We start from the raw sequence: 14,047 nt of genomic DNA on the forward strand, positions 1-14,047 counted from the left end.
CTGCATCATCGTGCATGCAGCTGATTCAAACAGGGTAGCAACGCACCGAATAGACGACATTGGTATCGATGATTTCGAACAGGCGATCGATATTCGGATGCTTGCCGGGATTCTGGCGTGCGTCGTCGACATGTTCGGCAAACAGCTCCAGCGCTTCTTGCGCCGCCTTTTGGCCGATGCCACCCCACTTCAAGGCTGCATGGTAATACACACGGAATGAACCGCTGCTGCCCGGCTTGTTCTCAATCATACCGCTTACATTACCCATTTCGTCAAACAATTTCATCGAGCCAAACTCGTCCACATTTTCGAGCGTCGCAAGATTTTCTGCAAAAGTAGCCATGATGCTTATACCTTCATCCGAATTTTAAGGCGTTCATTATACCCAATAAGCGGTTTTCGTCATTACTTTGGACATGAGCTGCATTGCCCCTTTAACCGGCATGGGTAAAGCCTCGCCGCCGTGTGCCAATGCCGTTTCGGCGTGCCGGGCTTCATCGATCTGCATTTGCTCGACCACCGCCCGACTCTTGGCGTCCGCCGCCGGCAACTCGGTCAGATGCGACGCCAGATGCGAGCCGACCTGACGCTCGGTTTCCGCCAGAAATCCCAAATTCCATTTGTCGCCCAACGCGCCAGCCACCATCCCTATCGCCAGCGAGCTCGCATACCACACCGGGTTCAGCAAGCTTTTACGGCCGCCAAGCGCAGATATGCGCGCTTCACACCATGCCAGATGCTCGGTTTCTTCCTGCGCCGCTTCCGCCAGTGCCGCTTTGGCCACAGGATTGCGCGCGGTTAGCGCCTGCCCCTGATACAGAGCTTGCGCGCAAACCTCACCGACATGATTAATGCGCATCAAACTCGCCGCATGCTTCTTCTCGGTCTCATTCAAATCCGCATCGGGCAAATCCTTGCCCGGCACCGGCCGCACGCTATGCGCCGGCGTAAACACAGTACGCAGCCCATTATCCAATGCAATAATCAAAGCATCCAAGTTCATATCACCCTTTCAAACCTTAACCGGCCAAGCTGCCCGGCAGCAATTTTACGCCTCATGCCTCATATTTTACAGAGCCTCGGACATCCGCCCCCATCCCCCGTCCTGCCGGATAACCGCCGGCCAGCGCTGCCTCGAATGCGCAATGGCGTCCGCGTTGCTGCATATTTAATTTTTTCCATCACACCCATTTATGCAAGAATAACGCGATTCAGACGAATATGAAACGTGTCACGCCATGCTAAAACTTTGCTTCTACCTGATTCTGCTGTCATGGAATTTCGCGCAAGCCGCCACTCTGCCGCCAACTGTCGCCGCCGCACTGAAACAGGTGCAGATTCCACTGCAGCACGTCGGTATCGTCGTCTGGGACAGCAATCAGGCCAAACCACGCATCCGCGTCAACGCCCAGCGTTCGTTCAATCCCGCCTCCACCATGAAGCTGGTGACCAGCTATGCCGCATTAAGCCTGCTTGGACCCGCCTACACCTGGCCGACTGAAATCAGCATCGACGGCAACCTGCATGACGGCATCCTCGACGGCAACCTCTATCTCAAGGGATACGGCGACCCCAGCCTGAATCTGGAACGCTTCTGGCTGCTCGTCCATCAATTACGCCAGCGCGGCATACAGCAGATCAAGGGTGACCTGGTCATCGACCAGAGCCATTTCCAGCTTGACCAGGCCGGCGCTTTTGACGACCAGCCCCACCGCGCCTATAACGCCCAGCCTGCGGCGCTCATGGTCAATTTCAACAGCACCGCAGTCAGCGTCGCAGTGCACGACAACAGCATCCAGCTCATGGCCGAACCCTTGCCGCCGAACGCCCGCGTCATCAATCACCTCACGCTCAGCAGCGCGCCTTGCGACGAATGGCGCGACCTGATCCATACCGACTGGCAAGCCGATAGCCGGCAATTGATCGTAAATGGACCATATCCGGCTGCTTGCGGCGAGAAATCGTTTGCCGTTACTCTGGGTGACGCCAGCGAACTGGCTGCAGGGTTATTTGCCAGGCTGTGGCAAAACGAAGGCGGCAAGTTCAATGGCACATGGCGCACCGGCCTCACACCTGACAACGCCCGGCATTTCATGACCTACACTTCGCTGCCGCTCGCGCTCGCGATCTATGACATGAACAAATTCAGCAACAACGTCATGGCACGCAACCTGTTCCTGAGCCTCAACCAGACCGGCGATGTCAGCAGCACCGCCCTGTCAGCCAAAACTGTTACTGACTGGCTCCGGCAGAAAAACCTGCATTTTCCCGAGCTGGTACTGGAAAACGGCGCCGGACTCTCACGCATAGAACGCATCGCCCCCGACAGCATGGCGCAGCTGCTGCGCTCGGCATATCACAGCCCGGTATTTGCAGAACTTGACTCTGCCTTGCCCATCGTCGCAGTGGACGGCACCATGAAGAAGCGCGGCAAAGACGATCTCGTCGCTACGCACGCACATATCAAGACCGGCACGCTTGACGGTGTAAAAACGCTGGCAGGCTACGTCACCACCCAGGCCGGCCATCAAGTTATCGTGGTATTTTTCATCAACGATCCGCATGCGGCTGCAGGCAATGCGGCCCAAGATGCGCTGCTGGAATGGATTTATCGGAAAAAATGACTCATGCTACGGCAAGCTGCCTATACAACATTCGGCTATGCGCGAACCAATATAAAGAATTCCGCTCTTAGCAAGAGCAGCGTACACTTGACGCAGCCTCACCGGTGGTCATAGCGCAAACAGCAAAACAAATGCACCGCAATAAAGGCGAGTCTGGCAGGCAAATTCCCGGCAGCGGGTTGTGATTATTTCTTTGGAGGATAAAATTATGCAACGAATAAAATTCGATACTCTCCTGGTCCTGGCATTCACCACACTGGTTGCAGGTACGCCAGCATTTGCCGACAAGCCCTCATGGGCTGGCGGCGGTCAGGACGAACAACACGGGCAATCGGGGAAAAAACAGAACCGCGATCACGGCCAGGGCAGGGATGGAGGCTCATATTATCAGGACAGCCGCCACGACGATCACCGCGGCCGCTACTTCGATGACCGCAGCAGAATCTACATCCACGATTATTATGCCGAACAGTACCGTTCCGGACGCTGCCCTCCCGGCCTTGCCAAAAAGCACAACGGCTGCATGCCGCCCGGACAGGCGCGTAAATGGCAAATCGGCCGCCCTCTGCCACGCGATGTGGTTTACTACGATTTGCCGCCTTCGGTGATCGTCAATCTCGGGCCGCCGCCCAGTGGTCATCGCTATATACGGGTAGCAGGCGATATCCTGCTGATTGCGATCGGCACCGGCATGGTTGTCGACGCCATCGACGACCTGAACCGCTGATAACGCAATCCATGCCGACGGGAAAACGGTTCGTTTTTCTGCCGGCAGCTTCATGAAGTTAAAACCATGCCACCTGTTTTTTTCTTTGGTCACGGCAATCCGATGCATGCTATCGCCAATGATCGCTTTACCCAAGCCTGGGCAGCGATTGGCGCGTGCCTGCCAAAACCCGCGGCCATTCTCGCGATATCCGCCCATTGGCACACTCGCGGCACACATGTCACCGCCATGGAGATGCCGCGCACGATCCATGATTTTGGCGGATTTCCGCCTGCATTATCGCAAGTCCAATATCCCGCCCCAGGCAATCCGGCGCTGGCAGGCCACATTGCCGATTTGCTGACCCCGGTCAAGGTCGGTCTGGATCAGAAATGGGGCATCGATCATGGCACATGGTCGGTACTGCGCCATGTATTCCCAAATGCCGATATCCCGCTCCTACAGCTCAGCATCGACGCAACCCAGCCACCATCATTCCATTATGCGCTGGGCAAACGGCTCTCCGCGCTGCGTGACGAAGGCGTGCTCATCATCGGCAGCGGCAATATCGTCCACAATCTGCATGCTTACAATTGGGAATCCGAATCGGCCAAACCGCGTGCAGCCACTACAAGCTTTGAAAACAGCGTACGCCAGCTGCTGCTCGCGGGCGATCATCAGGCACTGATCGATTATGCGGCACTCGGTGCCGATGCCCGCTTTGCCGTCCCCACACCGGAACATTACTTGCCGTTGCTTTATATCATCGCGTTACAAAGAGACGGCGAACAGGCGAGCTTTCCGATCGAAGGAAGCGAAGGCGGCTCCATCTCCATGCTAACGGTAGAGATAAGCCAGCCTTGAACTTGAAAACACAGTGAATTCCGACTAACTATTGCCTGGCAAAACCGAATAAACTCCTATATCCTAGCTGCTCGGAATTTGTTTTCACCACAAACGGACATAACATGAACGCTACGACCAAGGCCTCCGTTTCCAGCAAAATAATGGCCGGTTTTGAAGACATCAAGGCGCGCGTCGGGGACATGCTGCAAGTGCAAATCAGCACCGACAGCCAGGAAATCCGTCATTCGGTAAAACTGCTGGGCTATCTCGCCGGCAAAACCATCATGATCACCGCCCCCGCCGTCAATAACACCGTCCTGCTATTGCGAGAAGGCCAGAATCTGACTGTGCGTGCTTTTTCCGGCACGGCTGCTTATGCTTTCTCCAGCGAGATTATCAAGGTATGCAATTCGCCGCTGCCTTACCTGCATCTGAGCTATCCGAAATCCACCCAGAAAGTGCCGATCCGGGCCTCAGCGCGAATCAATTTCGACCTTGTCGGTGCCGCAACCAATATCACTCATGGCGACAACGCCACGGCGACCGCCATTGCCATTACCGACATCAGCACGACGGGGGCGGCTGTCACTGCAGCCAGCCCGCTTGGCAAAAAGGGAGACATGCTGCGCATCGCTTTCCGCGCCAGGATCCACGACATCATCGTCCACCCGTCGCTCAAATGCGTCATTCGCTCCCTCTCCAGCACTGACGACGACACCCATCTTATCAAATACGGATTGCAATTCCTGGATCTGCAGACCCAGGAATTATTGATACTGCAAAGCCTGGTTTACCAAAAGATCCTGGAAGACAAGTAGCTCAAATTTTCGAACCGGCACCGTACAGGTAATGCGAGAACTGCGCATAATCGCTACTGACCGAGCGGAACAGCTTGTCCAGACTCAACACCGCCTGCTCGACGATATTGATCGCGATATACGGATGCTCCACTTTCATGCGCTTGTACATCGCGCGCGATAATTTCAACACATGGGTATCGGTCGCCTTGGCAACCAGACGTGCCGAACGCGCGCGCTTGTCGAAAAACGACATCATCCCCAGCATTTCGCCCGGGCCGGAGCGCACCACTTCGTATTCATTCTGTCCGTCAGGAATGATCAGGGCGATTTCGCCCTTCACCACAAAATACAGCTCATCCCCCACATCGCCGATGTCCGAGACGATGTCGTCGTTATCGAAATGCAATACAGTCAGATAATTCAGCAGCGTATTCACTTCTGCCACCGTCAATGACTCGCATAAATATTGATGGCTCATGAATTGAGCCAGTTCAGCGTGTTCTGCCAATTGTTTTGCAACCATACTTGTTCTCCCTATCGTTAAACCTGAGCCATTATAAATCATCCGAGGCGGCGGCTTGCGCGGCTTTTTCCAGCAAGCGCATGCCACCTATCATTCCTTCCACCCGCTCGCGTACGCGCGCAGCCAGTTCGCTCCAGGCCGCTTTATCGTTTGCTGGCGGGATCGGTTCAAACGGGTAATGCCGATGTTGCAAGCCACTGCGTAATGGCGGACGCGCGGCCAAAGCCGCGGCATCGAGCGTCACCAGCAGATCCGCCCAGACCAGCAGCTCTTCATCGATCACCTCGACTTCGCCCGGCACCCCTGGCAAAACTGCAGCGCGCACCTCCATCCATTCGCCCCCAGTTTTCGCGCATAATGCGCTGCCAGATTGGCAGGTGCCGGATGCAATCCGCCCAGGAACACGATACGTGCCTGTCTTTTATATCCCATCATTCGCCTTGTCGCCTAATATCTGCGGTTATTTTACGTATTTTGAACGGTCTTAAGGTAAGATTTCGCTTATTTACCCAAATATCCCAAGTGCATACTCTCTTACTGCCTCTATTGCGCGCGCTGTCTGACGGCAAATTCCACTCAGGAGAAGCCCTGGCACAACAATTTGACGTCTCGCGCGCCAGCGTCTGCAATGCGCTCAATACGGCCGGCACCCTGGGTATCACCTTGCACAAGATCCGCGGACGCGGCTATCGCCTGCCTGTCGCGCCCGACTGGCTGGATGCTTCCCGGATAAAATCGGTGCTCAGTGCGGATGCCGACAACTTCGTTCTGGAAATCGTCAACAGTATCGATTCCACCAACGCCGCATTGCTGCGCGCTTCACCCGATGCACCTCATCGCCATTGTCTGGCGGCAGAAACCCAGCACGCCGGACGCGGTCGCCGCGGACGCGTATGGCAGAGCGTACTGGGCGGCAGTCTGACCTGTTCGATACGCTGGCGCTTTAATCAGGGCATGGCAGCGTTAGCCGGACTGAGCCTGGCGGTCGGCGTCGCCCTGTTGCGTACCTTGCGCCAATTCGGCGTGGAAGAAGTGCAATTGAAATGGCCCAACGACGTGCTCTGGCAATACCGCAAACTCGCCGGAATTCTGATCGAAGTACAGGGTGACGTGACCGGGCCGTCGGTAGCGATTATCGGCATCGGCATCAACCTGCAACTCCCGGCAGCCGCACGCGACAGCATCGATCAGGCCGTAGCCGATTTGGCCGAAATCCGCGGCGGCGCACCGATCGGCAGAAACGAATTGCTGGCAGCGCTGCTCGGCAATTTAAACACGGTCATGAGGGAATTCGAGCAGTACGGGCTCGCCAACCTGCGCCATGAATGGCAGGCCGCCCATGCTTTTGCCGACAGGCCGGTACGCGTACTGATGGCGAATGGCAGCGAATTAAGCGGCCATGCCGTAGGCTTGGCCGACAATGGGGCGCTGCTGCTGCATACCGCCGACGACAAACAGATCGCCGTTAACAGCGGCGAAGTGCATCTGACCCGCGCATTATGAAGCTATTGGCTATCGACGCTGGCAATACCCGCATCAAATGGGGTCTGCATGATGGCCGGCAATGGCTGCAGCGCGGTCATCTCGCGCACAATGAAATCGCCCGCCTATCCACGCTCGCCGTGCCCGACCGCATCATCGTCAGCAATGTCGCCGGTGCGGCAGTGGCCGCCGCCATTGCACAGGCGTTCCCTGCCGGCCTCATGCACACCATCCGCTCAACCACCCGGCAATGCGGCGTGAGCAACCACTACAAGCATCCCGCCCAACTCGGCAGTGACCGCTGGGCCGCGCTGATCGGCGCGCACCAGCTCGGCGCCCGCACCGCGCTGGTGGTCACGGCGGGTACGGCACTCACGGTCGATGCGCTGCATGCAGGCGAGTTTCTGGGAGGTCTCATCGCCCCGGCTATCAGCTCATGCGCACTGCGCTCGCGCAACACACGGCACAACTGGATGCAGATAACGGCAAATTCCACGCTTTCCCGGCCAACACTGCCGATGCGATCAGCAGCGGCTGCCAGTTGGCGCTGACCGGCGCCATCCAGCAAATGGCAGCAACGCTGCAACAACGCGTCCAACAGCCGGTACAAATCTGGCTCAATGGCGGCGATGCGGAAATGTTACTGCCGCATCTTTCGCTACCCACCCGTTTGGAGGACAATCTGGTTCTCACCGGGTTACACTTCATCGCGCAAGAGGTATTCGCTTGAGACTACTGGTTTTATTGCTACTATTGCTCAATTTGCTGACTTTTGCGTGGATCCAGTGGGGGCAACCCGAACCGCCGCCAGCGCCAGCCGAACTGCATCCGGAAAAAATCCGCATCGTCGATGAAACAGCCAGCCCTGCCAAAGCAGCTGCAACCGTACCCCCTGTACAGGTAACCGCCGCAAATGCTGCCGCCGATAACAAAGCCACCGACATCCGTCCCGCCAGCCCTGTGGCGACACCCGCCGCGGGAACGACCGCTCCCGCCACCCAACCGGCTACACACGGCGTATGCATGGAATGGGGACCTATCTCCATCAACCGCGTCGAAGATGCGCAAATCAGATTAAACAGACTCAAGCTCGGCGACCGTCTCAGTGCCGAAGATGCAGCTACCCACGGCGGCCCCTACTGGGTTTACTACCCGCCGCTCAAAACCAAGGAAGATGCTGATAACAAAGTTGCCGAATTGCAGGGCAAAGGCGTGAAGGACATTACCGTGGTGCGGGACGGCAAATGGCAGAACGCCATTTCCATGGGCCTGTATTCCAAGGAAGCCATCGCCAATACCCGTGTCGACAACCTGAAGAAGCTGGGTGTCGTTGCGCAAATCGAAGCACGGGGCAAGGCAGCGCGCCTGTTTACTCTGCGGGATTTGAGCCCTGAGGAACAAACCAAAATCAAACTGCTGCAGGCGGAGTTCGGCGGCCCGGTGTTGAGAAAAACAGCATGCAAAGTCCCTTAAATACCTCAGCGCGGCAACAGCGCAGTCATGATCTGGGCTTTCAAGGTCTTGATTAAGGCCGCCTCATCAGGCGGTACGCCCTCTGCCGCGACGCAAGCCCGATCAGCATAGATCAATCCGAATGCCTGTTTCTGCACTACCAGCGGCAGCACGATGAAACTTCCTGCATCCGGCAGCAATCTGGTATGCCAGGCCGGCAGCAGCGCCCGTACATTGGCGGCAGCGGCATCCGATATCAATACGTCCACATCGTTTTGCATGGCCAAATGGAATAAATCATGGCTGGGCGAGAGCGGAAATACGAAGCCGTCCTGCCGGGGCTGATGCTCCTCTCCCAGCGAGATGCGCGCCCGGAATTGCTGCGCCTTGACGTCCTTGATACACGCAGCGGCAAAGCGGAATCCCATGCCGTGATACAGCGTTTCCAGCACCAGCATGATCAGGTCATTGGCCTTGCAACGTCCGGAAGCCACCATTTCGGTCGCGTCCTGCAACCCTGCCAGCAGCAGATCGCGCGCATTGACCGGCTTGCCGCTCGGATGACGCTGATCGTTTTGCAGAGCCCGGGAATCCGCCGTCACCAGCAGGAACGCATCCAGTGCGCCATTTTCCACGGCAGGCGGCACTTCTTTCGTCTCCGGTGCAGTTACCGATGTCATCAATGGGCAGATGGTATTGGTAAGCGCCTGCGTTTCTTCCGCAACTCTGGCCAGCAACTCATTCAGCGCGGCACTGTCGAGATCGAATGCCGTGCCATAACGCGCCAGCAAATTCCGTGTCATCAACGCGGCATCCGTTTTCCCCGTGTAAGATAACAGCATCACCGCCTCGGCACTAAAAGCAGCCGCCTGCTGCAGCCAGTCGTGACGCGCCGTGGCGACCTTCACCACACCCGCCGGTAACGGTGCGAGCGCCTTGATGATCGTCAACGGGATCTGCCATTTGCGCAACACCGATTCTGCCAGGCTATCCAGACTGCATCCCAATACCTGCATCGCAGCCTGCGCAGGCGAAATATCCCCCGTCGCGCTCAAGGCCATGATCTCATCGTAGGAAGGCTGATCGTGCATCACTACCAGCAAGCGCCCCAGATTCTTGAACAGGCCGACGACGGCGGCTTCTTCTGCTTCCTTGAACGTGCTGCGGCGGGCCAGCTCGCGCCCTGCCAGGCTGGCCCCCAGCGATTGCACCAGCTCCCGGCGTATGCTTTGCGCAGACTTGCCGGTCATCCCTTCCACCAGCAACATGGTCAGTGCGATGGTTTTCACCGCATCGAAACCGAGCAGGAAAATCGCCTTGGATATAGTAGTGACCGGTGCGCCCGATGCCGTGCGATAACCCACGGTATTCGCCATGCTCAATACTTTTTGCGTCAGCGCCATATCGGACAGAATGAAATTCGCCAGACTGTGCACCGCTTCGTGACTGGAGGAGGCGATCTGCACCACTTGCGATACCGCGCTGCCAAGCGCCGGCAAATCAGGATCCTCCTGGATTTTTTGCAGCAACTGCTTGCGCCTGACGGCGACTTCATCCCCATCAGCCAAACCGAACTTCACCACTACCGCTCCTCCTTGTTTTTTTATTTGCTATCGTTATGCAATCCCGGAAACAGCGCAACTACGAATAACGAGCCGTTCCTATTTTTTCAGACTGTCCCGGATCTGACGCAGCAGCACGATTTCTTCCGGAGTTTCAGCAGGCGCTGCCGGAGGCGCCTCTTTTTTCAATTTATTGATCGCCTTTACTGCAACGAAGATCGCCATAGCCACAATGGTAAAGTCAACAACCGTGTTAATGAACATGCCATATTTTACCAAAGGCGCGCCAGCTTTCTCCGCCTGCTCCAGCGTGGCATATGTATGGCTGCCCAGATTCAGGTAAAGCTGCTTGAAATCCACCCCGCCAACCAGCTGCCCCACCATGGGCATGACGATATCCTTCACCAGGGATTCGACGATCTTGCCGAATGCGCCGCCGATGATCACACCCACCGCCAGATCGATGACATTGCCCTTAACGGCAAATTCCTTGAATTCACTGATAAAGCTCATGCCGCCTCTCCTTTCTTTTCATAAAAACGTAGCATACCTTATAACAGCCAGTCACCGCCAACAACAGCAGCAATCGATAAAATTCCATTTATCAGCATAGCAAATACCCAAATCAGACACGAAAAAAAACAGGCGACCGGAGTCGCCTGTTCAAGCTTCCTAAACGCTAACTGGCAAACGCCAGCGCGAAATTAGAAGGAGTGCTTCAGACCCAAAGACAGGCCGCTTACAGAGTCACCAGTGCCTACACCAGAAGCACCGTTATAGTTAAAGTTGTAAGCTGCGTTAGTATCGTTGCTGATCTTGGTGTACAAAGCATACACAGTGGTACGCTTGCTGAAGCCGTAATCAGCACCTACAGTGTAGGCCTTGGCTCCGTTGTCACCAGTAGCGAATTGATTATCGCTACCTGCGTTAGCATAGGATGCCTTAAGTGCAACTGCGCCCATCTGGTATTTGCCGGACAGGAACCAGGTGCGGTGACCGTACAAGTTGGCACCGGAAGCGCCTTGGTTGTCATCGGTCTTCTCATACATGGCTGCCAAGGTGAAATCCATGATGCTGTAGGAAGCACCCAGTTTCCATGCTTTAGCATCTGTATTACCAACACCACTCATAGAGCCAGTACCAGTAGAACCGAAGTTATGCTTTTCGTAAGCAGCGGTCAGGTACAAAGGACCTGCGGCATACATCGCAGCCAGAGAGTACAGGTTACCGGTAGAAGCAGAACCGCTGGTTGCTGTTTCAGCACCAAACACGTATGAACCCGCTGCACTGAAGCCGGAGAAGTTAGGAGTCAGGTAAACAACGGTGTTGCTTATACGCTGGTCAAAGTAGGAAGAAGCGTTATTAGCGGCTGCGCCAACGCTGGTAGCGCTGTAAGCGCCAACGATGTTGTTGTAGTCGCCCAGGGTATCAGCAAACGGATCTAAAGAACCGGTAGCCATTTTGTATGGAGTGTCATGACGACCTACACGCACTTCACCCAGATCGTTGCTCTTCAGGCCAACGAAAGTGTTACGCAGACCACCGCCACCGAAGGTAGAACCGGTGCCGCCGTCAGCAGCTACAGCTTGTTCAATTTGCCAAGTCGCAGCCAAACCGTTACCCAGATCTTCAGTACCTTTGAAACCGATACGTGAAGCGTAGTCGGAAACGCGGCCAACACGCTTGCTGGAATCGCCAGCAGCAGCATTGTTGTTGGTCACAGAATCAACACCAACGGACATCAAGCCGTATACGTCAACGTTGCTGGTAGCAGCCATTGCAGGTGCAGATACAGCGGTAGCGATAGCCAGCGCGATCAGTTTTTTGTTCATTTGAATCTCCAGTTGGAAAATTAAAAGTACTCCCCTGTCAGGAAGCTGAGGCGATTATGCGTGAGGGTAAAAGGCTGCGGCAAGTGATTTTTGGCATTGCGGCCAATTGTGTTGTTTTTTTGCAACCGTAAAATTATTGTGATTTTCGTCATAAAAGCTTAATAAATCGCAACGACTCCTGGCTGAACTGGATGGCAATGCCCGCGCACTCACGAATTGCAGACATTAAAATCGCCAATCAGCAGCCCGTCCCAAACAATAATGGAAATCGGATGACGGGCCGTCGGCGAGATGAATTATATTTTTACTGATACCGCAATGCATCTATCGGATTCATCAGTGCCGCCCGGCGCGCGGGATAAAAGCCGAAAAAAATACCGACTGCGGCGGCAACGCCGAAGGCGAGCAGCATGATGTCGAACGTGACCATCACCGGAAAGCCGGCGAATTTTTGCACGGCCCATGCGCCGCCGACACCCAGACCGGCGCCGATCAGGCAGCCGATGAGCGAAATGGTGACCGCCTCGAGCAGAAACTGCAGAAGGATATCGCGATTGCGGGCGCCAATGGCGATGCGTATGCCGATCTCGCGGGTGCGTTCGGTAACCGATACCAGCATGATATTCATGATGCCGATACCGCCGACGATCAGGGAAATCGACGCGATCGCGCCCAGCACATAGGACATGATGCGCGTCGTGGAGGCGGCAGCCTCGGCCATCGCCGACAGATTGCGCACTGAAAAATCGGGGTCGGCTTCCTCCGCAATGCGATGACGGGCCCGCAACAGCACATTCATTTCCTTTTCTACCGCAGGCATGGCCTCGGCGGAACCGGCCTGCACCATGATAAAACGCACGCTGCCCGGAAACTGGTTGCCGAATAACTTGCGCTGCGCGGTCGTCACCGGGACGATCACCACATCGTCCTGATCGCGCCCGTCCAGACTCTGGCCTTTGGCCTCGAGCACACCGACCACCGCAAACGGGCTCTGTTTTATGCGCATGGTCTTGCCTACCGGATTTTCATCCCCGAACAGATTGTCGGCAACGGTTTTGCCGATCAGCGCGACCCGCGCCGCGCTGCGCACGTCGGCATCCGTGAATGCAAAGCCCGAAGCCACATTCCAGTTGCGTACCTGCAAATAATCGGGCGTAGCGCCAGTAATCGACGTGCTCCAGTTGTTGCCGGCATATACCGTCGCAGCCGTGCCTGGCTGAACCGGCGCCGAGGCGGCGACATTGGACAATTCGCCTATCGCCTGCGCATCCGCCATGGTCAAGGTGGGCGCCGTGCCCAGCCCCATGCGTTGCCCGCCCGAAGTGGTGGTGCCGGACAATACGATAAACAGGTTGCTGCCCATCGAACTGATGGTATCGTCGATCGCGCTTTGCGCGCCCTGCCCTACCGCCAGCATCAGCACTACCGCGGCAACACCGATCACCATGCCCAGCATGGTCAGAAAGGAACGCAGCCGGTTGGCGACTATCGCGCGCCAGGATTCGGCCAGCATCGCCAGGCTCATCATGATGCATGCTCCACTGCGCCATCGTGCACGATCTCGCCGTCCTTGAAATGCACCATGCGCTGGGCAAACTGCGCGACATCCTGTTCATGCGTGACCAGCACTATCGTGATCCCGCCGGCATTGAGTTCGGTAAACAGCGTCATGATTTCCTCGCTGGTATGGCTATCCAGATTGCCGGTAGGCTCATCGGCGAGGATCAGGCGCGGCTCATTCGCCAGCGCCCGCGCAATGGCCACACGCTGCTGCTGGCCGCCGGACAATTCATTGGGACGCCGCTCGCCGAACCGGGCCAGCCCCACCTTTTCCAGCAGCGCTTCGGCACGCTGTTTACGCTCATACCCATTCGTGCCCTTATACAGCAACGGCAAGGCCACGTTATCCCTGGCATTCAGCCGCGGCAACAGATTGAAGCCCTGAAACACGAAGCCGATCACCCGGTTGCGCAAATGCGCCAGCGCATCACCCGACAATGTGGCCACATTTTGCCCATCCAGCCAATATTCGCCCCGGGTCGGATGATCCAGGCAGCCCAGCACGTTCATGAAGGTGGATTTGCCGGAACCGGATGGCCCCATGATTGCGACGAATTCGCCTTGCGCGATGCTCAGATTCACCGATTTCAATGCAGTAAACGTCCCTGCCGCGGTTGCATAATCCTTGCCCAGCTGTTTGACTTCAATGATATTGGCCAT

At 56.3% G+C, this 14,047-nt stretch carries 17 protein-coding genes; 8 read left to right on the top strand and 9 right to left on the bottom strand.

All coding sequences use genetic code 11. The annotated features are described in order from the left end of the window. Window positions 1-25: 25 nt before the first annotated feature. Window positions 26-343: a DUF2322 family protein gene (locus tag CAP31_RS13650; protein WP_087448038.1), complete on the bottom strand. Its 318-nt coding sequence runs from the start codon at window positions 341-343 to the stop codon at window positions 26-28. Between the two features lie 36 nt (window positions 344-379). Continuing rightward, window positions 380-1,003, bottom strand: coding sequence for a 2-polyprenyl-3-methyl-6-methoxy-1,4-benzoquinone monooxygenase (gene coq7 / locus CAP31_RS13655; RefSeq protein ID WP_087448039.1), 624 nt, complete (start codon window positions 1,001-1,003; stop codon window positions 380-382). A gap of 235 nt (window positions 1,004-1,238) precedes the next feature. Between coq7 and dacB the strand changes: the two genes are divergently transcribed. From dacB to CAP31_RS13675, 4 genes are all read left to right on the top strand, one after another. Then, a complete protein-coding gene (gene dacB, locus CAP31_RS13660; RefSeq protein ID WP_087448040.1) occupies window positions 1,239-2,624 on the top strand; it encodes a D-alanyl-D-alanine carboxypeptidase/D-alanyl-D-alanine-endopeptidase in 1,386 nt (461 codons plus the stop codon). 208 nt (window positions 2,625-2,832) lie between these two features. Continuing rightward, complete coding sequence (locus CAP31_RS13665; protein WP_087448041.1) at window positions 2,833-3,351, top strand: RcnB family protein; 519 nt, start codon at window positions 2,833-2,835, stop codon at window positions 3,349-3,351. Between the two features lie 66 nt (window positions 3,352-3,417). Then, window positions 3,418-4,194 carry a 4,5-DOPA dioxygenase extradiol gene (gene ygiD / locus CAP31_RS13670; protein ID WP_087448042.1) on the top strand — a complete coding sequence of 259 codons (777 nt, stop codon included), beginning with the start codon at window positions 3,418-3,420 and terminating at the stop codon, window positions 4,192-4,194. 104 nt (window positions 4,195-4,298) lie between these two features. Further along, window positions 4,299-4,994, top strand: coding sequence for a flagellar brake protein (locus CAP31_RS13675; protein ID WP_087448043.1), 696 nt, complete (start codon window positions 4,299-4,301; stop codon window positions 4,992-4,994). A 1-nt stretch (window position 4,995) separates the two neighbouring features. Here the strand turns inward: CAP31_RS13675 and CAP31_RS13680 are convergent, their stop codons facing one another. Then, window positions 4,996-5,499 carry a Crp/Fnr family transcriptional regulator gene (locus CAP31_RS13680; protein ID WP_087448044.1) on the bottom strand — a complete coding sequence of 168 codons (504 nt, stop codon included), beginning with the start codon at window positions 5,497-5,499 and terminating at the stop codon, window positions 4,996-4,998. Window positions 5,500-5,530: 31 nt separating this feature from the next. Continuing rightward, window positions 5,531-5,824, bottom strand: a complete 294-nt coding sequence (locus CAP31_RS13685) for a hypothetical protein (protein WP_157662761.1) — start codon at window positions 5,822-5,824, stop codon at window positions 5,531-5,533. A gap of 197 nt (window positions 5,825-6,021) precedes the next feature. Here CAP31_RS13685 and CAP31_RS13690 point away from each other — a divergent pair, with 197 nt between their 5' ends. Genes CAP31_RS13690 through CAP31_RS13700 form a run of 4 tightly spaced genes read left to right on the top strand, consistent with a single transcriptional unit; the run spans window position 6,022 to window position 8,454 of the window. Further along, entirely contained in the window at window positions 6,022-7,002 is a 981-nt protein-coding gene (locus tag CAP31_RS13690) for a biotin--[acetyl-CoA-carboxylase] ligase (RefSeq protein ID WP_087448046.1), read from the top strand. Next, window positions 6,999-7,532, top strand: coding sequence for a type III pantothenate kinase (locus CAP31_RS13695; protein WP_255377116.1), 534 nt, complete (start codon window positions 6,999-7,001; stop codon window positions 7,530-7,532). The genes CAP31_RS13690 and CAP31_RS13695 overlap by 4 nt, the downstream gene beginning before the upstream one ends. Further along, the gene (locus CAP31_RS15205; protein WP_255377117.1) at window positions 7,523-7,711 is read left to right on the top strand and encodes a hypothetical protein; all 189 of its coding nucleotides are present in this window, start codon (window positions 7,523-7,525) and stop codon (window positions 7,709-7,711) included. Before CAP31_RS13695 ends, CAP31_RS15205 begins: the two co-directional genes overlap by 10 nt. Then, window positions 7,708-8,454: an SPOR domain-containing protein gene (locus CAP31_RS13700; protein ID WP_157662762.1), complete on the top strand. Its 747-nt coding sequence runs from the start codon at window positions 7,708-7,710 to the stop codon at window positions 8,452-8,454. Before CAP31_RS15205 ends, CAP31_RS13700 begins: the two co-directional genes overlap by 4 nt. Before the next feature lie 5 nt (window positions 8,455-8,459). On the opposite strand, the gene CAP31_RS13705 is transcribed toward CAP31_RS13700, so the two are convergent. The 5 genes from CAP31_RS13705 to CAP31_RS13725 all read right to left on the bottom strand — a co-directional run bounded on the left by CAP31_RS13705 (window position 8,460) and on the right by CAP31_RS13725 (window position 14,047). Next, window positions 8,460-10,016 carry an HDOD domain-containing protein gene (locus tag CAP31_RS13705; protein WP_223247293.1) on the bottom strand — a complete coding sequence of 519 codons (1,557 nt, stop codon included), beginning with the start codon at window positions 10,014-10,016 and terminating at the stop codon, window positions 8,460-8,462. Window positions 10,017-10,094: 78 nt separating this feature from the next. Continuing rightward, window positions 10,095-10,508 carry a large conductance mechanosensitive channel protein MscL gene (gene mscL / locus CAP31_RS13710; protein WP_087448048.1) on the bottom strand — a complete coding sequence of 138 codons (414 nt, stop codon included), beginning with the start codon at window positions 10,506-10,508 and terminating at the stop codon, window positions 10,095-10,097. 191 nt (window positions 10,509-10,699) lie between these two features. After that, entirely contained in the window at window positions 10,700-11,827 is a 1,128-nt protein-coding gene (locus CAP31_RS13715; protein ID WP_087448049.1) for a porin, read from the bottom strand. Window positions 11,828-12,131: 304 nt separating this feature from the next. Then, on the bottom strand, window positions 12,132-13,352 hold the full coding sequence (locus CAP31_RS13720) for an ABC transporter permease (protein WP_087448405.1): 1,221 nt from the start codon (window positions 13,350-13,352) through the stop codon (window positions 12,132-12,134). Next, on the bottom strand, window positions 13,352-14,047 hold the full coding sequence (locus tag CAP31_RS13725) for an ABC transporter ATP-binding protein (protein ID WP_087448050.1): 696 nt from the start codon (window positions 14,045-14,047) through the stop codon (window positions 13,352-13,354). Before CAP31_RS13725 ends, CAP31_RS13720 begins: the two co-directional genes overlap by 1 nt.

The sequence above is a fragment of the Sulfuriferula sp. AH1 genome (genome assembly GCF_002162035.1).
Lineage (GTDB): Bacteria > Pseudomonadota > Gammaproteobacteria > Burkholderiales > Sulfuriferulaceae > Sulfuriferula.